Consider the following 18851-nt stretch of genomic DNA (forward strand, 5'->3'; position numbering starts at 1 on the left):
CCGCGCGGTGTGACGCGCGTCCAGTCTTTCACTGTCTCAAGTTGCGTCGCACCTTTCAAAAAGTGATGGGCCTCCCTATGTTGAAGGCAGAAAACTGTGAAGGGGCAGGGGTTTGATCATTGGTAACATCGCCGACCGCATCGTTCGGGGCGTCGAGACGGTACAAGAGGGCGTGAATGAGGCTCTGTTCGAGCCGGTGATCCGCGTGGGAATCACAGGATTATCGCGAGCGGGTAAAACGGTGTTTATCACCTCGCTTGTGGCCAATCTGTTGGACCGTGGTCGCATGCCACAACTTGGCGCTTCCTCAGCCATCACTGCCGCTTATTTGCAGCCGCAACCCGACGACACCGTGCCGCGGTTCGATTATGAAACCCATCTGGCTGCCCTTACAGCGCCCGTGCCGCATTGGCCTGACAGCACCCGCGCCGTGTCGGAATTGCGTCTGTCGTTCAAAGTGCAGCCGACGGGCATATTGGGCATGGTCTCTGGCCCGCGCACGATCCATTTGGACATCTTGGATTATCCGGGCGAATGGTTGTTGGATTTAGGGTTGATGGAAAAATCCTATTCCGAGTGGTCTGAAAGTACGATTTCTGCCGCTAAATCCCGTGACCAAAGCGCTGAATTTCTGACTCATCTAGACGCCATAGATGCTCATGCAAAACACGATGAGCAACAGGCCAAATCATTAGCGCAAAGCTTTACAACCTATCTGAAAGCTGCACGTGAGGCGGGCTATTCGGATTGTTCCCCCGGGCGGTTCCTATTGCCCGGCGAAATGGAAGGCTCGCCTGTTTTGACTTTCGCGCCCTTACCGTCCAGTGAAGCAAAACGGGGTACATTAGCGCGTGAATTTGAACGACGCTATGAAGCCTATAAGCGCGAAGTTGTGAAGCCGTTTTTCCGCGATCATTTCGCCAAAATCGACCGCCAAGTGGTGCTTGTCGATGCGCTGGGCGCGATTCACGCAGGGCCAAAAGCCGTCGAAGATTTGCGCCGCACTTTGAGTGATATTTTGGGGGCATTTCGCCCCGGTCGAGTGGGGCGGCTCTTGGCACTTTTGGGGCAACGCCGCGTGGATCGCGTGCTATTCGCCGCATCGAAAGCCGATCACATTCACCACAGCCAACATCCGCGTTTGACCGCCATTATGGAAGCGCTTGTGCGTGATGCCCGCGACCGTGCCGATTTTGCAGGGGCGACGACTTCTGCCATGTCAATTGCCGCCTTGCGCGCCACGGTTGAGGAGACGATTGATCACAACGGCGAGACGCTTGACTGCGTGCGTGGGCGTACAAGTGACGGAAAACAAGCGGCTTTCTATCCCGGTGAACTGCCTCAAGACCCGTCTCACATTTTGACGCCCGCACGCAAAGGGGCTGAGAAATGGTTGGATGGAGACTATGAAATTATGCGGTTTGAACCCGCGCGATTGACGTTGAAGCCCGTTGAAGGCCCGCCACACATCAGGCTGGATCGCGCCGCAGAGTTTTTGATCGGGGACAAGTTATGACGGATCTGCCAAAGTCCAAAGCTAAATCCAAGCGCGGTCCCGTATTGATTGAATTTGACGATGCGTCTGACGTGACCCCGTCCACCGCCGATCCTGTACCTGATCTGGTGCCTCTGCGTGCGCCCTCGGCGATGGAGCGTGCTGCTGTTTTTGCAGCCCGTAAACCGTCCCTATTGGCGCGTTGGTTTTGGCGGCTTTTGGGCACTTTGTTTGTGTTTGTCGTCACCCTGGCCAGTTATGATTTCGTCGCAGGATTGATCGCGCGCAATCCGATTTTGGGTTACGGCGCGCTGGCGCTCACCGGTACTTTTATCGTCGTGTTGCTGGCTATTGCCCTTAAAGAACTCGCCGCTTTTGCGCGATTAAAACGTATTGATACCTTGCACAAGGCGGCTGTGGCTGCTGCGGCTAACCAAGATCTGAAAGCCGCGCGTGCCGTCACGGACCGGCTGCAATCTGTTTATAAGGCACGCAAAGATGTGTCTTGGGGCAATGATCGTTTTAATGAGCGCAAAGCCGAAGTTTTTGATGCCGATGGGCTTTTGCAATTGGCAGAAACTGAATTTCTGGTGCCGCTTGATGCCGCCGCGCGCCGCGAAGTTGAGGTTGCTGCACGTCAAGTGGCGACAGTTACTGCTCTTGTGCCCATTGCTTTGGCCGATGTTTTCACCGCGCTGACCGCAAACCTGCGGATGATCCGCCGCATTGCTGAGATTTACGGCGGGCGTTCTGGTACGCTTGGATCATGGCGGGTGACGCGATCTGTTTTGACCCATTTGGTGGCCACGGGCGCCGTGGCTGTGGGGGATGATTTGATCGGGTCTTTGGCGGGCGGCGGTATCTTGGCCAAGGTCTCGCGTCGCTTTGGCGAAGGTGTGGTCAACGGCGCTTTGACCGCCCGCGTGGGCGTGGCTGCGATCGAAGTCTGTCGACCTTTGCCTTTCATCTCTGCCAAAAAACCATCGGTCACGGGCACTGTGAAGCGCGCCTTGACGGGGTTATTTGGATCAACAGAAGAGTAGAGGTCTTACGGCGCAGAGGGATCCATCGGCGTCAAATACCCCAAAGGCGGCAGCATCGTCCCTTTAACCATAGCGGTTAAAATCTGCTTGGTCGGCGGGGTCATAGACAGTGGAAACATCACACGATCACGGAGCACGGGCAGGATACTGCTATTGGATTGGTAAAATGGCGTGAAAGCAGCAGACATCCATTGATAAGCTTTGACATGCCCGCGTCTTGCGCGTGCATAGGCGGGCAGGGCTTTGGTGACAGGGAAATGTTTAAGCGCTTCGCTCAAAGCCCAAGCATCCAAAAGCGCCATATTGGCCCCTTGTCCCAATTGCGGCGAGGCGCGGTGGGCGGCATCGCCGATATAGACAATTCCATCGCCAAAAGGACGGCGCAAGGTGCCGTGAGTGTAGCGCGCCATGGTCATTTGATCGACTGATGTGATTTGATCTAAAAACGGTTCAAGCGCGGGCCACAGCATGCGGACCTCTTGTCTCCAATGATCCAAACCGCGCAGCTGCCAATCACTATAGCTGTCTTGTGGTAAAGACCAAAACAGGGCGGCTTTTTGTTGGTTCTGATTCGGCATTGTGCCTATTGGCATCACACCGATCATATTATTGGCGCGGGTGTAGCGCTGAGACAATTCTCCCAAAGGCACATCCGTTTCAGGCCAATCGAGTGAGGTCCAAATCGCACCAAAAGGCAGGGCGCGAGATTTCAACGGGCTTAGCGCTGACCGCGCACCGCTGGCATCGATGATTAGGTCGAAAGGTCCCGCACACGTGCCATCCTCAAACTCAAGGCGGTGATTTGTATGCCCTGTGACTTGGTGGCTTTGCTGCAGGGTAAGGTCACGGGTTTGGGCCGCTTTGAACAGGCTATCAAACAAGGCCGCGCGGTGAATGGCAAGGCCGTAGCTTGTGCCGTAGGACACATCCAAGACGCGCTTGTTTCGCGTCGTTTCAGATCCAAGCATCCGTTTGATTTCGTGGCCATAGCTGCGTGCCTTATCGCCTGCACCGATGACATCCAGCACGCGCCGCCCGACAGGTTGAATGACCAAGCCCGACCCAACAGGCTGCGGCGTCTCGAATTGATCAAAGACTGTGACCTCGTGCCCTTGATCCGCCAACAGTGATGCGGCAGCCAACCCGCCAATGCCTGCACCTGCGATGCCGATGTTTAAGAGGGGCTGCACCATGGTCGTGCCTCGATCTGTTTAGGGGCTGGTTGCCATGATCTAACAGTAATGTCTGATGTTTAAAACAGTTTAGGAGGCGCACCTTTGGGGGCATCGCGTTGGTCTATGCCCATTTTCAACGCGCGCCCGATACGGTGAGCTAACGCAGACCATGCTATTGCCGTGTCGGGGGGCACAGTGTCTTGGAGCGTCTCATCAAATAAGGCCAGCCAAAGCGCGAAATGGTCGCCCTTGATGTCGGAGGCTCTCATGTGCGCTTGCTGTGGGTTGCCGTCAAAACTGCGGTCCAAACCAATGGCATTGCGCCAAAAGCTGGCGATTTTCGCCTCATGCGGGCGCCAATCCTCAACATGATTGGCAAAGACAGGCCCGAGATCAGGGTGCTGGCGTACGCGAGCGTAAAAACGTGTCACGACTTGATCGATTTGATCTGACGTGATCGGGAATTTTGGTGGCAGGGGCGTCATGGTGCAATCCTTTGATTGCTCCCACCCTATGCCTGTTTTTACGCTCGTGGCATGAGACGCTGCGCCGCAGGACAACAGCGGCTCAAAGCTGCGCATCATAGCGCCTTTACCCCGCGCGCTGACAGACGTATAAGCTGCCTTATGAGATATCTTTTGGTCGCGATTATTATTCGAATTACCAGCCCGGCGCTCTGAACTTGAGCCGCCGGGACAAGGCGTATGGACCACCGCGCCGCCCCACCTATTCCCAGATGTTATCGACAGGATTTGACGCGATGTGCGCTGATACGCCCGACACTGCCGCCACTGAGGCGACCGACTATAAAACCACTTTGAACTTGCCAAAAACCGACTTTCCGATGCGTGCGGGCCTGCCCAAACGCGAACCCGGTTGGTTGGATCGCTGGGCGCAAATCGGCGTCTACGACCAATTGCGGGCTAAGGGCAAAGCCGACAGTCGCACGCCTTTCGTGCTGCATGATGGCCCCCCCTATGCGAATGGTAATTTGCACATCGGTCACGCGCTGAACAAAACCATCAAAGACATCATCGTGCGCTCGCATCAGATGATGGGCCATGACGCGCGTTATGTGCCGGGTTGGGATTGTCACGGCTTGCCGATTGAATGGAAGATCGAAGAACAATACCGTGCCAAGGGCAAAAACAAAGACGATGTGCCTGTGGTGGATTTCCGTCAAGAGTGCCGCAAGTTTGCAGAAAACTGGGTCGGTATTCAACGTGAAGAATTCAAGCGTATCGGTATCAACGGCAATTGGGATGATCCCTATTTGACGATGAATTTCCATGCCGAGGCTGTGATTGCCGATGAATTCATGAAGTTCTTGATGAATGGCACGCTGTACCAAGGCTCCAAGCCTGTGATGTGGTCGCCTGTTGAAAAAACAGCGCTGGCCGAGGCCGAGATCGAATACCACGATCACAAATCGCACACGATCTGGGTGCCGTTTAAGGTGATAAAGAATCGCGCGTTGATTGCAGTCAGAAACGATGGCAATGACCATCACGCTGGTTCGGTCAGTGAGCAGACGGAACGAAAGAAGCAGTTGAGTGATGCCCGTGTCGTGATCTGGACCACGACCCCTTGGACGATTCCGTCAAACAGAGCTGTCGCCTATAATCCGAAAATCAACTACGGCCTTTATAAAGTGACCGAGACCGAAGAGGAAAGCTGGACCGCAGCTGGCGATTTGTATGTCTTTGCTGATGCTTTGGCCGCGGAATGTCTGGCCAAATCCCGCGCCACGGCTTTTGAACGTGTGCGTGATGTGACTTCTGAAGAACTTGGCGCCTTGACCCTTGCACATCCGTTTGCCGGTCTTGAAGGTTCAAAAATTGACAAAGCCACTTTCACTGAACTCAACCCGAATATGGCGGGTCGCGCATTGGCCGACGACGTCGGTTTCTGGGACTACGACGTTCCCATGATCGACGGCGATCACGTCACGGCAGATGCCGGTACAGGTTTCGTGCACACCGCGCCAAGCCACGGTGCGGACGACTACGAATGTTTCGTTGCGCGCAACTGGATTGACCGGATGACTCACAATGTCGGCGAAGAATCTGAATTCTTGCCGCATGTGCCATTCTTTGCAGGCCTGCAAGTCTTTGACCGCAAAGGCAAAGAGGGCAAAGCAAACACTGCAGTGATCGCCAAGCTGGTTGAGGCTGGCGGCATCATTGCGCGTGGTCAAGTCAAGCACAGCTACCCACATTCTTGGCGCTCCAAAGCGCCGATCGTATTCCGCAACACGCCGCAGTGGTTCGCCTCTGTCGATAAGAAACTTGATGACGGCATGGGCGAATACGGCGATAGCATCCGCGAACGCGCGCTGCGCTCCATCGATGAACTGGTCACTTGGACACCGCAGACAGGTCGCAACCGTTTGTATTCCATGATCGAAAGTCGCCCCGATTGGGTGCTCTCGCGCCAACGCGCTTGGGGTGTGCCTTTGTCGTGTTTCACCAAAAAAGGCCTGCTGCCAACAGACCCTGATTTCTTGCTGCGCAACGTTGAATTGAACGCGCGGATCAAGGCCGAGTTCGAAGAACACGGCGCGGATATCTGGTACACGGATGGGTTCAAAGACCGCATCTTGGACGGTATCGCCAATCCTGACGATTATGACCAAGTGTTTGACGTGTTGGACGTTTGGTTCGATTCTGGATGTACGCACGCTTTTGTTCTGCGTGACCGCGAAGACGGGACTGAGGATGGCATCGCCGATGTCTACATGGAAGGCACCGACCAACACCGTGGTTGGTTCCACTCATCCTTGTTGCAGGCCTCTGCGACCAAAGGCCGAGCGCCCTATAAAAATGTTGTGACGCATGGGTTCACGCTGGATCAAAAGGGCATGAAAATGTCCAAATCTATCGGCAATACTATCGTGCCTGAAACTATCATCAAACAATATGGCGCGGATATTTTGCGTCTCTGGGTGGCGCAAGCTGATTATACCAACGACCAACGGATCGGGCCTGAAATTCTGAAAGGCACGGCGGACAGCTACCGTCGTTTGCGCAATACTATGCGCTATATGTTAGGCTCATTGGCTGATTTCTCGGACGCAGATCGCGTGGAACCATCTGATATGCCTGAGCTTGAGCGTTGGGTTTTGCATCGTTTGACAGAAGTTGATGAGGCCGTGCAAAAAGGGTACCGCAGCTTTGATTTCTCGGGCGTTTGGCAGGCTGTTTTCACATTCGCCACTGTCGATCTGTCGGCCTTCTACTTTGATATCCGCAAAGACGCTTTGTACTGTGACGGCGATACATTGAACCGCCGCGCGGCGCGCACTGTGTTGGATATCTTGTATCACCGGATCACCAAATGGCTCGCGCCAATCTTGGTGTTCACGATGGAAGAAGTCTGGCTTGAGCGATTCCCAGGGGGTGACAGCTCAATCCACCTTGAGGACTTTGTTGAAACGCCAAGTGATTGGAAAGATGAGGCTTTGGCCGCGAAATGGGCCAGCATTCGTCAGGTGCGCCGTGTCGTGACCGCTGCTTTGGAAATCCAGCGCACAGAAAAGGTCATCGGGGCATCGCTTGAGGCGGCACCTGTTGTGCATATCGAGGATGCGAGCATTGTTGCTGCGCTGAGAACCGTATCTTTTGATGATCTGTGCATCACGTCGGGCATTTCTATCACAACTGATCCGTCGCCGGATGAGGCCTTCCGGTTGACCGATGTGACGGGGGTTGGGGTTGTGTTTGAAAAAGCGACAGGTGAGAAATGTCAGCGTTGCTGGAAAATTCTGCCAGACGTCGGCACGCACAGTCATTCCGGTGTCTGTGGTCGCTGCGATGATGCTTTGAGCTAAAGATACCCCCCACAGCATTGGGGCATCTTTAATATAGATATCTTAAAAACGGGGGCTTCGGCCCTCGTTTTTTGTTGAGTTATGATCATATTGAAGCGAGTTGAAGTGGGGCAGCCAATTGGTAAGAGATCACAGGGGCGTCTCTAAGAAATAGAGTTGGATCAGTGAGGCACTGAGGCAAAGGTCTGCATGGGCTGACGCCGCGCGCAGGCGCGATGTCAGGGACGTTTAAAATTATCAAACCGCTCAAATTGAGAGTGTGATATTAGACTGATAGCAGGCTTAGGGCCGTTGAATACCCAGTCTCTGCCACAGATTCTGAAGATAAGGTCAGTGTTTCATCTTCGTTGTCTGCGTCAGTTTCGGCAGTGGTCAGACCTTCAAATAAAGAGGCCAGATCTGCGTCTGTGGTCTCTTTATTGCCGCCAGAAGGTGGACCGTTTGGAGGCGGGCCACCTGTGCCACCGCCGGACGGAGGGCCGCCAGCAGGAGGGCCAGAGGATTGGTTTTGTTCGGTTTCAATTGCTTGTGCTGTTGTTGATGACTGGCTTTGTAGGCTGGTCACCATCGCCATCGAGGCAGAATTGATGGACAGTGTCATAAGAGTGGTCCTTTGATCAGACGCGCGCGGAATGCGAAGGCGCTTGTCCGTCAAGGTGGACGCATTCATTTAACATCCGTTTGATCTTTAGATTAAAATTTTAAGGACCGTCTGCAAATTCATTTCAATTTTAATTGTTTTAGCACAGGGGGGGGGGCAGTCATGTACTGAACCTTGTGCACGCAGAACCAGCTTCGGATATATTGTGACTTGGAAAAGGTGAGCATGTGTTTCAACAGTTATCGGGCTTTCGTCGCCTATGAGCTAGGATAGCGGATCAGACATGACCAAAAGGTGCAAAAGTGCCGTGATTTATACAGACGTCGCACGGGGATGGGCGGCGTCGTACACTTCCAAAAGGCGGGCGGTATCGACGGCGGTATAGGCTTGGGTGGTGGCCAGTGAAGCGTGGCCCAACAATTCTTGGATCGCCCGTAAGTCGCCACCGGCATTCAATAGATGGGTGGCAAAGGAATGTCGCATTGCATGGGGCGTGACGGTCGAGGGTAGACCAAGCTGCATCCGTGCTTTCTCGGTGACTTTGGAAATCAAACGCGGGTTTAAAGCCCCGCCGCGTTTGCCGCGAAACAGGGCTGTGTCATCGTCCAAATCAAAGGGGCATTCGCGTATATAGTCCGCCACGGCACGCCGTGCGACAGGCAAGACAGGCACCAACCGTTCTTTGTTGCCTTTGCCGACGATGCGAATGGTGTCAGTGAGCGGCACATCTTTACCAGTCAGGGAAAGCGCCTCTGAAATCCGCAAGCCGCAACCATACAATAATGTCAAAACCGCCGCATCGCGGGCATTGATCCACGGCTCACTTGATTGCAACTCAACTGTGGAAATCATGTCTTGGGCTGCATCCGCAGTCAGCGGGCGAGGCAATTTTTTACCAAACTTAGGCGAGCGGGCGGACAAAACGCCCGAGGCGTCAAACCCGTCACGTTCTGCAATCCAACGGGTGAAGGTTTTCACGGCTGACAATGACCGCGCCAAAGACCGCGCGCCAACGCCGCGCCCGCGTTCAAACGCCATCCAAGAACGCATATCGGAAATGGTGAGGTCAGCGATTTTGCCGGTGCCAAAGCCCGTGCCGTGATGCTGCATCAAAAATGACAGCCAACCGGTGACATCACTGCGATAGGCGGTGATCGTGTGCTCTGACACGCCGTTTAAAGCGCGTTGCAAATCGAGCCAGTCCACGACAGCCATACGCAGGCCATCAGTCAACCCACCTGTGGCAGCGGAGGTCATGCCAGCCAGCGGCGCATTGTTTTCTCAAACACGCCAGCGAAAAAGGACAAAAGATCTGTGCCTTGGGTCGGCTTGAACATATGCGGATCTTCTGCGCCCAAGATCAACAGGCCAGGCAGGCGGCCTGATCCGAAATTGAGCTTCATGCAGGCTTCCGAGTGAATAAATCCCGTTTCGTCGCCATATATAATGTCGGTGTCTGGTGTGATTTGGCGCAACGTCACATCGCGCGGGGGTATATTGCGGCCCAGCGTCAGATAGGTGTTGATGAACTCTGGTTCAGCCGTGACCAAAACATCCCCTAATTTGCGCACCACGGGATCTTCGTTTTCGACCTTGGTTTCCAACAAAAGTTTGACCGCATCGACACGTAAAATATCAGCAACCTCGCCGCCTAAATCACGCAGAAATGTTTCAAAATCGAGAGGGTCCATCATGCGCAAAATCGCGCGGTGAATTTGGTTGGTGCCAGCCAGATTTTCATAGGCAGCCGCGATGACGCCGCGATGGGTGTCTTCCAAACGATCCAAGCGATCCTCAAGGCGGTCCATAGCGATGCCGCGCAAATCGACGATATTGCCGCCGTTGCTTTTTTCGTTGGCGGCGATCAATGCGCGCATGACGTCAAGATCGTCCAAAATCATATCTGGTTCAGAGATGATTTTTTCACGTAACTCTTCGGCCATTGGCGCCATCGTTTTGGAATGGGGGGCCGTGGGAACTTGGGTGCTCATAGGGGTGCTGCCTCAAACTTAAGCTGGATTTTTCCAGTCTCTTGGCATGCAATGTGACGGCATGCACTCTGTGGCGCAAGGGAAATGCCACTTTTGTTTGGTGCATCTGTCCTCATTTGAGACCGCAAAGTCACATCCCTAGAAAGAAAAAACGCCCCGCAACCGGTAGGTCGCGAGGCGTAGAAACAATTCAAAGCCCGTAAAGACAGGACAGTTTGATTAGAGAATTTTGATGCCAGCAGCTTTGATGTCTTTCACAAAACCGTCCAAGCCTTTGTCGGTCAAAACATGGTTCGCCATGGCTTTGATAACGCCGGGAGGGGCTGTGATCACGTCCGCGCCGATTTTCGCACAATCAGAAATGTGGTTCACGGTGCGAATGCTAGCGGCCAAGATTTCAGTCTCGTAACCGTAGTTGTCGTAGATGGTGCGAATGTCTTCGATCAGTTCCAGACCATCGATGTTGATGTCATCCAAACGGCCGATGAAAGGCGAGATATATGTCGCGCCAGATTTCGCCGCTAAAAGCGCTTGGTTGGCAGAGAAACACAAGGTGACATTGATTTTGTGACCTTCGGATGAGAGCACTTTACAAGCTTTCAAACCATCCAAAGTCAAAGGCAATTTGATCACAACGTTGTCGGCAATCTTGGCCAATTTGCGGCCTTCTTCGATCATCGTGGCAGAATCAAGTGCCACAACTTCGGCAGATACGGGACCATCAACCAAATCGCAGATTTCTTTGGTCACTTCCAAAATGTCACGGCCAGATTTTGCGATCAAAGACGGGTTTGTGGTCACACCATCGCAAAAGCCAAGGTCGTTTAGCTCACGGATTGCATCTACATCGGCTGTATCAACGAAAAATTTCATAGCGGAGTCCTCTGTACACCTAAAGTTTTCGCGCCTTGATAGCGCAAACGAGGCGTTTGAGAAAGGGGCTTATCTGTAAAAGCGGCACTGGTATGGGGCAGGCAAACCTCTTATGAAATAAGACCATGACGCAGACCGATTTTTTCCCCCAAGGCGCGCTGGTCGCGGTGTTGACAACCGAGCCACTTGACCGCCCGCTGGATTATAAATCCCCCGAAGGCGGCTGCCGTTTGGGTGATTTTGTGCAGGTGCCGCTTGGGCCGCGCAAAGTTTTGGGCTGCGTTTGGGGTGCTGGGCGTGGCGGTTTTGATCTAAGCAAAGCGCGTGCCGTTTCGAACATCTTGGATGTGGCGCCGATGAGCACCGATATGATGACGTTTTTGACCCGCGTTGGCGCTTACACATTGACGCCGATGCCTGCGATGCTGCGTTTGGCCACCCGCGCGCCGGGCTTGGTCGATCCGCCGTCGATGCGCAAAGTGTACCGGCTTGGCACGGGCGAGATGCCGCGCGAGACAGATGCACGCAAGCGGGTGATTGCGACGTTGAAGGAAACGCCGAATCTGTCGTTCACTTTGAAAGAACTGGCCGAACATGTGGGCGTGGGTACTGCTGTGATCAAAGGTCTGGTGCCCTCAGGCGCTGTGTTGGAACAAGACAGCCCCCGCGATTTGGAATTCCCCCGCCTTGATCCCCATGCCAGCGGTAAGACCTTGAGCGATGATCAGGCTGCGGCCTCAGCCGCCTTGCGCAATGCTGTTGCCTCTGAGCGCTATTCCACGACCTTGCTTAAAGGTGTCACAGGATCGGGCAAAACAGAAGTCTACTTGGAAGCCGTGGCAGAATGTTTGGCTAAAGGCCGTCAGGCTTTGGTGTTATTGCCCGAGATCGCTTTGACGTCTGAGTTTTTGGACCGCGTTGAGGAACGCTTTGGATCGAAGCCTGCCGAATGGCATTCTGGTGTGACCATGACCGAACGCCGTCGTGTTTGGAAAATGGTCGGATCAGGTGGCGCGCAGATGGTGATTGGTGCGCGCTCTGCACTGTTTTTGCCTTACCAAAATCTGGGCTTGATTGTGGTCGATGAAGAACACGATACATCCTACAAACAAGAAGAGGGCGTGTTGTACAACGCCCGCGACATGTCTGTACTGCGGGCGTCTTTGTGTTCGGCCACGGTTGTCTTGGCTTCGGCCACGCCCAGCCTTGAGACTTGGGCCAATGTCGAAGCTGGCAAATACAAACGCCTTGATTTGGAAAGCCGGTTTGGCCCCGCTGTGATGCCAGAAATGCGTGCGCTGGACATGCGGGTAGAGACCTTAGCAGCCACGCGGTTTATTTCCGACCAACTGGTCGCGGAAGTGAACAAGCGGGTGGAAAAAGGCGAACAGTCTTTGTTGTTCATCAACAGGCGTGGCTATGCCCCCGTTACCATTTGCCGTGCCTGCGGACATCAGATTGCTTGCGATCATTGCGATGCGCGCATGGTCGAGCACCGGTTTTTGAAACGCCTGATGTGCCATCAATGTGGTGAGACGAAAGAGATGCCCACCGCTTGTCCGTCGTGCAAAGCCGAGGGGCGATTGGCCCCCGTTGGCCCCGGTGTGGAACGCTTGGCCGAAGAGGTCGTCGAGAAATTTCCCGACGCGAAAGTTGCGGTGCTCTCATCTGACTTGTTCGGCTCTGCGCGGGCCTTGAAAGAGCAAATTCAACTGATTGCCAATGGCGATACAGATATCATTATCGGCACGCAGCTTGTCGCAAAAGGGCACAACTTTCCCAATCTGACTTTGGTGGGCGTGATCGATGCTGATTTGGGCCTGCAAGGGTCTGATCTGCGCGCCGCCGAACGTACCTTTCAATTGATGCGCCAAGTGGCCGGACGGGCAGGGCGGGCTGAGAAGCGCGGCACCGCTTTGATGCAGACGTACCAGCCCGAACACCCTGTGATCCGCGCGATTTTGGCAGGGGATGAGGAAGGCTTTTGGCGGGCCGAAGCGGAAGAACGCAAAATGGCGGGTGTGCCCCCTTACGGTCGTATGGCGGGGATCATTTTGTCGGGGTCTGATCTTGGCGATGTGTCACGCGCCGCCAGTGACATGGCTCGCAATGTTGCCCCGTTACAAAAAATCGGCGCGATGGTTTTCGGGCCAGCCCCTGCGCCGATTGCCCGCGTGCGGGGCAAACATCGTGTACGTCTGTTGGTGAAAGCCGAAAAGACCGCGCCGCTTCAAGGCGCACTTAGCCGTTGGGCCGCAGGCGTGAGACTGCCCAAAAACGTCAAACTTCAGATCGATATCGACCCGCAGAGTTTCTGGTAGGTTTATCTGGGCGCTCTAGCCGAGCCTGATTTTGAACAGATGCGTGGTCACAATCGCGCCGATCCACATGCACAATAACGCCAGCCAAGCGGTGGCCGCAAACACCGACCCGCCGGTGACGCCCGCGCCAATCGCACAGCCGCCCGCCAACATTGCGCCAAATCCCATCAGCACAGCTCCGATCATGGCGCTGCGCATCACCGGCACGGAATCAAATGCTTGCCAGCGAAATTCGCCTGCGATCAATGACGATAAAAATGCGCCGAGCACCACGCCCGGCACAAGCCCTACATCAAATTCTAGCACCGCATTACGATCTAAAAAGAACATTAAAGTATTGGCGGACGGGCCTGAAAACGTGGCTGAGGTGATGGGCACGGGATCGAAGGCAACCTGCGCCAGCGACCATGTGAGCATCCACCCCACAGCCACGGAAAAACCCACGCCAGAGGCAAAAATCCACGTTTTTGGCCCGATCTGATGCCGTTTTGCGAGGTAAAGCGCCAAACCAGCGGTGATCAATCCAAACGCCATGCCTGTGTGCTGCGGCAGATGTAAGGCGTTCAACAGGTTGATGTTTTCACCATTTGGGGTGATCCAAAGCATCGCCAATGCATCACGATAGGGGGCAAGCAGTCCGTGCAAGCTCATTTGCGCTGTGACCGCGAAAATCAAGCCGGACACGACAGATCGCAGGTTGCCCGTGGATGCTAAGACCAACAAGCGCCCCGAACAGCCACGCGCCAAGACCATACCAGCGCCAAACATCATCCCACCGATCACAGCGCCTGACCATGATCCCGTCACGGCCATGATCCGAGCATCTGCTCCGCGAAACAGCCCGAGCATTTCAGCGCCTTGGACCCAGACAAGCGCTGTGGAAAAGATCAGCAACCAGACGGCCACGCGGGGGCCCATGACGCCATGGGCAAATTCAACCGTGGCTGCGCGCAGGCAAAAGCGCGAACGCTGTGCGGATACGCCAAAGATGATGCCCGTCATTAGACCAAACAATGCTGCGGTTGGCGTGTCTCCGATGCGTTCGACGAGGGGGAGCATATCCATGTTCAAATCTATACCTGTCCTTGACGCGGGTTTGGATCATAGTTTCAGTTTTGAGAAAGCTTTGCCTTGATCTGAATCATATAAATTCAAATACAAGAATGTGATTTGTTTTCCCAACGCCAATAGAGCTAAGGCCAATTAGTGCGAGTTTGATGTGCAGCGAAGGTTGAAAGTTTTATCTTTTCAGTCGGCAGACAAAAGCCTAAACGACAAGCATGAAAAAAATCGTTCCCATATCAGAGGCTGCGCATTTTCCACTTTGGCGCCGTCCCGTTTTTTTGCTATTTTTGATGGCCTTTGCCATGCCAATTGCCTTCAATACATGGAGTGCTCTGCTCAATAATTTCGTTATTGATGTGGCGGGATTTACCGGCGTTGAGATCGGGTGGTTGCATTCGGTGCGCGAGATTCCAGGCTTTTTGGCGGTGGGAGTGATCGCTTTGATGATGCTTGTCCGCGAGCAGATATTGGGGCTGGTTGCCTTGTTGATGCTCGGCGTAGCTACAGCGTTGACGGCTTATTTTCCGTCTTTTGGAGGCATCTTGACGCTAACCATGCTGTCGTCCATCGGCTTTCACTATTATGAGACAGTAAACCAATCATTGCAATTGCAATGGATCGACAAAGCGCGTGCGCCGCAAGTGATCGGTTGGCTTATGGCCGCGGGATCTGCGGCCTCCTTGTTGGCCTATGGCACTTTGGTTTTGACGTGGAAAACTTTTGATCTGTCTTATGCGGTTGTCTATATGGTGGGGGGCGGGGTGACTGCTGCTATCGCGATTTATGCGTTGCTGGCTTTCCCGCAATTCGAATCTCCAACACCTCAGTTGAAAACGTTTGTGCTGCGTCGCAGGTATTGGCTCTATTATGCCTTGCAGTTCATGGCGGGCGCGCGCCGTCAGATTTTTGTGGTCTTCGCAGCCTTTATGATGGTCGAAAAGTTCGGCTTTGATGTGCACCAAGTGACATCGCTGTTCATGATCAATTTCGTGATTAATATGGTTGTAGCCCCGTTGATGGGGCGTCTGGTGGTCGCGCGCGGCGAACGCTTTGTTTTGTTGCTAGAATACGCTGGGCTTATCGTGGTGTTCTTGGCTTACGGCGGTTTGTATTGGCTGGGCTGGGGGGTCGTGGTCGCCTCTGTCTTATATGTGGTTGATCATATGTTGTTTGGCTTGGCCTTTGCGTTGAAGACTTATTTTCAAAAAATCGCAGACCCGCAAGACATTGCGCCAACGGCAGCCGTGGCCTTTACCATCAACCATATCGCGGCGGTGTTTTTGCCTGCCGCTTTAGGGTATTTGTGGATCGTGTCGCCTTCAGCTGTGTTCATCTTGGCAGCCTCAATGGCGGGGGTGTCCTTTGGGTTGGGTCTATTGATCCCGCGCCATCCGCGCAAAGGCAATGAGACCCTGCTGTCGGCGCGCTTCAAAGCGTAATGGCGAAAGCACATATGTGTGACCTTTGCGAGCCGCCCTTGGTGCTTGGCCGCGCGCGCCCTATATATCCGTGACATCACATGAGGACCGACATATGTTTTCGCTCTTTTCTAAAGCCACATCTGTGACACCTGACACAGCCTTGCCTGGGCGCGATGCGGCTATCGCCACGGCGCAGGACCATTTCATTTTTGGCACGCCTTTGAAGGCCGACATCAAAGAAGGTCACCAAGTGGTGATTTTTGGCATGGGCTGCTTTTGGGGCGTCGAGCGGATTTTTTGGTCTCTTGATGGCGTGGTGAACACAGCCGTTGGATACGCTGCAGGGATCACGCCGAACCCGACCTATAAAGAAGTCTGTTCAGGCCAAACGGGGCACAACGAAGTGGTGCGGGTCGTGTTTGATCCCAGCCGCTTGAGTTTCGAGGCTTTGCTGAAAACCTTTTGGGAAAATCACGATCCCACTCAAGGCATGCGTCAAGGCAATGATCGCGGCACGCAGTATCGTTCTGGTATCTACACCAGCAATGCCGCGCAGATGACGGCGGCCAAAGACAGTCTGGCCGCTTACGCCCCTGCGTTGATCAAAACCGGACATGGCGCGATCACCACCGAGATTTTACCTGCTCCGACGTTTTACTATGCCGAAGATTATCACCAGCAATACCTTGCCAAAAACCCCGAAGGATATTGCGGGATTGGCGGCACTGGGGTGAGTTGTCCGATTGGTTTGGGCGCGACACTGAAATAAACCAAATGAGCTTGCCCCCTAGGCGCCGCCGAAGACTGGCGCCTAGTTGTTGAGTGCGTAGATCATAGGTTGGTACACGAGGTCTAAAGGTGGCGTGCCTGACAGGCCTGCCAAAAGACCAAAAAGCGACAGCAAGAAGCCAGCTATAAACGTCGCGATCCCCAGTTTGAGGTGCTTTACACGTCGACGACGGCTAAAATGCAGTGCGGTTGATGCGAGCCAAATACCCCATAAAAAGGCGGCACAAATACAAAATGCATAGAGTGGACTGCCCCAAATAAGGGTTTTCGCAAAAATAACGCTGCCAAAAGCTGCGTCTTGGGCTGTCTCATTGTTAAAGAGCCGCAATCCAGCTCCAAAAATGACTTGCCACAGATAAAATCCAATGGCGAAGGGGAAAATTATATTCAGCGTTGAAAAATATTGTCGTGAGCGAGGAACTGTATCGTAATACATAGCAGAATGCCTACTTTGAAATCTTTTAGAAGAAACCAGAGACGATCACATGTACAAACATAGTTTGGCTAGTGAGTATACATTGAGGCGATTGACAAGCCTGAAAATGTATTTTGACCCAGGGTAAGCCAAAAAATTGCATTGCGATCTCAAATGTTACAAATTTGTCTAAAATGATTAAAGAATTCGCATGGTTTGAACCCGCCCGTCTGGGTGAGTGATGCCTTTGCGCAGGATGTTTTTGTATAGGTCAGCAGCCATAAGTCTTGCCGTGAAATTCTGTGTCATGGTGGTGTAGATGCGAAAAGCCATAGACCAAGTGCCATCAAAACTGTTTAAGCGGTGGTAATTCCAACAGGAGACCCCCATGCCCACGTTCACAGCCTTTACTACAACCAACGGACGCCTGCCAGCCGAGGCCATTTCAGAGATCCTTGAAACCCTGTTTCCCGAGCCTATCGGCGTTGGCGTGTTCGAAATCGAAGACGGATCGGGTCTGTGGGAAGTGGGGGCATACTTTACCGAAGCGCCTGATGTGGTGGGGCTTGCTTTGGTCGCCGCCTCAAATGGCGCGAAGGATTTTGTCATCTCTGAATTGCCCGACACTGATTGGGTCGCCAAAGTCCGCCGCGATTTGGCCCCTGTTGAGGCGGGACGCTTTTTTGTCTACGGGTCACATGATGCGGATAAATTGCCGAGCGATAAGATAGGCCTGCTGATCGAGGCGGCTATGGCCTTTGGCACGGGGCATCACGGCACCACATTGGGGTGTTTGCGCGCCTTTGATCGCTTGCTCACTGCGGGCGGCACTTACGCCAATGTGGCCGATATTGGCTGCGGAACTGCCGTGTTGGCGATGGCGGCTGCAAAAGTGAACGACACGCCAGCCTATGCGTCTGACATTGATGAGGTGGCCGTGGCTGTGGCGCAAAGCAATGTCGATGCCAATGGCCTGAGCGATCAGGTGATCTGTTTGGAGGCCGCTGGTTTTAACCATGAACAGCTCGCGGCCAAAGCGCCGTTCGATCTGGTCTTCGCGAATATCCTCAAAGGTCCGCTGGTGGCGCTGGCCCCTGATGTTGCAGCCCATACCAAAGAGGGTGGGGCTGTGATTCTGTCAGGGATTCTTAATCCGCAAGCTGCTGAGGTTATTGAAGTTTATACCCGAAACGGGTTCAATCTTACTCATCACGAAGAGATTGTTGACTGGTCGACGTTAACGCTGACAAAGATTGCCTCAAACTAACCTCAAATTTCTGTTTTTTGCCTTTTTTGCCCCATTCTTGCCACATTTGGCCGCAATAAAGTCATTGTCGGTGGGGGCCGATATTAAGGGTGTTGCCATGGCCTATTCAGGTTCACAGCAATTGGAAAAAAGACTGACACGGATCGACGCTAAACGCCGTTCGATCGCTAAGGGTGCAGTCTATTCAGTTAACCAAGACGGGCTGATCATTGCACGTCCACGTCGCACAGGTCTTCGTTTCCCATTGCGGGGAGTTTTCTTCGCAATCGCGGGCCTGTTGATGTTTAAGGTCGGTGTCTTGGTGGCCCTCGGTACTGCGACCTATGCGGACCGCATTGGCGCATGGAATGACGGTACTATGCTTGAGCGCGCTGGCGCTTGGGTGATGACAGCCGATCCCGCGACACAATGGGTGGCGATGCAGGTTAAGCTGCTTTTGCCTTAACCACAGATTTCCTTTGGGTCCGTTCTGGCGAGTTTCCCCCAGCCGTTCTTGACCCTTTCCATGAAAAGACCCGCGTCCCTCCGGCGCGGGTTTTTCACCGTTTAATGGGCTGAGTGTTTCG

17 protein-coding genes are annotated in these 18851 nt (G+C 53.8%); 8 read left to right on the forward strand and 9 right to left on the reverse strand.

The features are described 5' to 3' along the window. The first annotated feature begins 112 nt into the window (after positions 1-112). Positions 113-1516: a YcjX family protein gene (locus KO503_RS01960; RefSeq protein WP_215989912.1), complete on the forward strand. Its 1404-nt coding sequence runs from the start codon at positions 113-115 to the stop codon at positions 1514-1516. Continuing rightward, the gene (locus KO503_RS01965; protein WP_215989913.1) at positions 1513-2538 is read left to right on the forward strand and encodes a YcjF family protein; all 1026 of its coding nucleotides are present in this window, start codon (positions 1513-1515) and stop codon (positions 2536-2538) included. Before KO503_RS01960 ends, KO503_RS01965 begins: the two co-directional genes overlap by 4 nt. Positions 2539-2543: 5 nt before the next feature. On the opposite strand, the gene KO503_RS01970 is transcribed toward KO503_RS01965, so the two are convergent. Further along, positions 2544-3731: an FAD-dependent oxidoreductase gene (locus KO503_RS01970; RefSeq protein WP_215989914.1), complete on the reverse strand. Its 1188-nt coding sequence runs from the start codon at positions 3729-3731 to the stop codon at positions 2544-2546. Between the two features lie 59 nt (positions 3732-3790). Further along, positions 3791-4198, reverse strand: coding sequence for a group III truncated hemoglobin (locus KO503_RS01975; protein ID WP_215989915.1), 408 nt, complete (start codon positions 4196-4198; stop codon positions 3791-3793). A gap of 275 nt (positions 4199-4473) precedes the next feature. Between KO503_RS01975 and ileS the strand changes: the two genes are divergently transcribed. Then, on the forward strand, positions 4474-7542 hold the full coding sequence (gene ileS / locus KO503_RS01980) for an isoleucine--tRNA ligase (protein WP_215989916.1): 3069 nt from the start codon (positions 4474-4476) through the stop codon (positions 7540-7542). Between the two features lie 265 nt (positions 7543-7807). Here the strand turns inward: ileS and KO503_RS01985 are convergent, their stop codons facing one another. The 4 genes from KO503_RS01985 to fsa all read right to left on the reverse strand — a co-directional run bounded on the left by KO503_RS01985 (position 7808) and on the right by fsa (position 11007). Then, positions 7808-8143 carry a hypothetical protein gene (locus KO503_RS01985; protein ID WP_215989917.1) on the reverse strand — a complete coding sequence of 112 codons (336 nt, stop codon included), beginning with the start codon at positions 8141-8143 and terminating at the stop codon, positions 7808-7810. 312 nt (positions 8144-8455) lie between these two features. Then, a complete protein-coding gene (locus tag KO503_RS01990) occupies positions 8456-9400 on the reverse strand; it encodes a tyrosine recombinase XerC (RefSeq protein ID WP_215989918.1) in 945 nt (314 codons plus the stop codon). Further along, complete coding sequence (locus tag KO503_RS01995; RefSeq protein WP_215989919.1) at positions 9397-10134, reverse strand: DUF484 family protein; 738 nt, start codon at positions 10132-10134, stop codon at positions 9397-9399. Before KO503_RS01995 ends, KO503_RS01990 begins: the two co-directional genes overlap by 4 nt. A 219-nt stretch (positions 10135-10353) precedes the next feature. Further along, on the reverse strand, positions 10354-11007 hold the full coding sequence (gene fsa / locus KO503_RS02000; RefSeq protein WP_215989920.1) for a fructose-6-phosphate aldolase: 654 nt from the start codon (positions 11005-11007) through the stop codon (positions 10354-10356). A gap of 125 nt (positions 11008-11132) precedes the next feature. Between fsa and KO503_RS02005 the strand changes: the two genes are divergently transcribed. Next, positions 11133-13328 carry a primosomal protein N' gene (locus tag KO503_RS02005; protein ID WP_215989921.1) on the forward strand — a complete coding sequence of 732 codons (2196 nt, stop codon included), beginning with the start codon at positions 11133-11135 and terminating at the stop codon, positions 13326-13328. 15 nt (positions 13329-13343) lie between these two features. Here the strand turns inward: KO503_RS02005 and KO503_RS02010 are convergent, their stop codons facing one another. After that, entirely contained in the window at positions 13344-14393 is a 1050-nt protein-coding gene (locus KO503_RS02010; RefSeq protein WP_215989922.1) for a YeeE/YedE family protein, read from the reverse strand. A 215-nt stretch (positions 14394-14608) separates the two neighbouring features. Between KO503_RS02010 and KO503_RS02015 the strand changes: the two genes are divergently transcribed. Together KO503_RS02015 and msrA are read left to right on the forward strand one after the other, a co-directional pair. Beyond that, the gene (locus KO503_RS02015; RefSeq protein ID WP_215989923.1) at positions 14609-15832 is read left to right on the forward strand and encodes an MFS transporter; all 1224 of its coding nucleotides are present in this window, start codon (positions 14609-14611) and stop codon (positions 15830-15832) included. A gap of 94 nt (positions 15833-15926) precedes the next feature. Further along, positions 15927-16583 carry a peptide-methionine (S)-S-oxide reductase MsrA gene (gene msrA / locus KO503_RS02020; RefSeq protein WP_215989924.1) on the forward strand — a complete coding sequence of 219 codons (657 nt, stop codon included), beginning with the start codon at positions 15927-15929 and terminating at the stop codon, positions 16581-16583. A gap of 42 nt (positions 16584-16625) precedes the next feature. Here msrA and KO503_RS02025 read toward each other — a convergent pair whose 3' ends face one another. Both KO503_RS02025 and KO503_RS17870 read right to left on the reverse strand, forming a co-directional pair. Beyond that, positions 16626-16931, reverse strand: a complete 306-nt coding sequence (locus KO503_RS02025) for a hypothetical protein (RefSeq protein WP_215989925.1) — start codon at positions 16929-16931, stop codon at positions 16626-16628. A gap of 285 nt (positions 16932-17216) precedes the next feature. Continuing rightward, positions 17217-17351 (reverse strand): hypothetical protein, encoded by a 135-nt coding sequence (locus KO503_RS17870; protein ID WP_290122897.1) that lies wholly within the window; start codon positions 17349-17351, stop codon positions 17217-17219. A 55-nt stretch (positions 17352-17406) separates the two neighbouring features. Here KO503_RS17870 and KO503_RS02030 point away from each other — a divergent pair, with 55 nt between their 5' ends. Next, positions 17407-18285, forward strand: coding sequence for a 50S ribosomal protein L11 methyltransferase (locus KO503_RS02030; RefSeq protein ID WP_215989926.1), 879 nt, complete (start codon positions 17407-17409; stop codon positions 18283-18285). A 97-nt stretch (positions 18286-18382) separates the two neighbouring features. Continuing rightward, on the forward strand, positions 18383-18730 hold the full coding sequence (locus KO503_RS02035; RefSeq protein WP_215989927.1) for a hypothetical protein: 348 nt from the start codon (positions 18383-18385) through the stop codon (positions 18728-18730). Positions 18731-18851 lie beyond the last annotated feature (121 nt).

It is taken from the genome of Pacificibacter marinus (assembly GCF_018860505.1).
Classification (GTDB): Bacteria; Pseudomonadota; Alphaproteobacteria; order Rhodobacterales; family Rhodobacteraceae; genus Celeribacter; species Celeribacter marinus_B.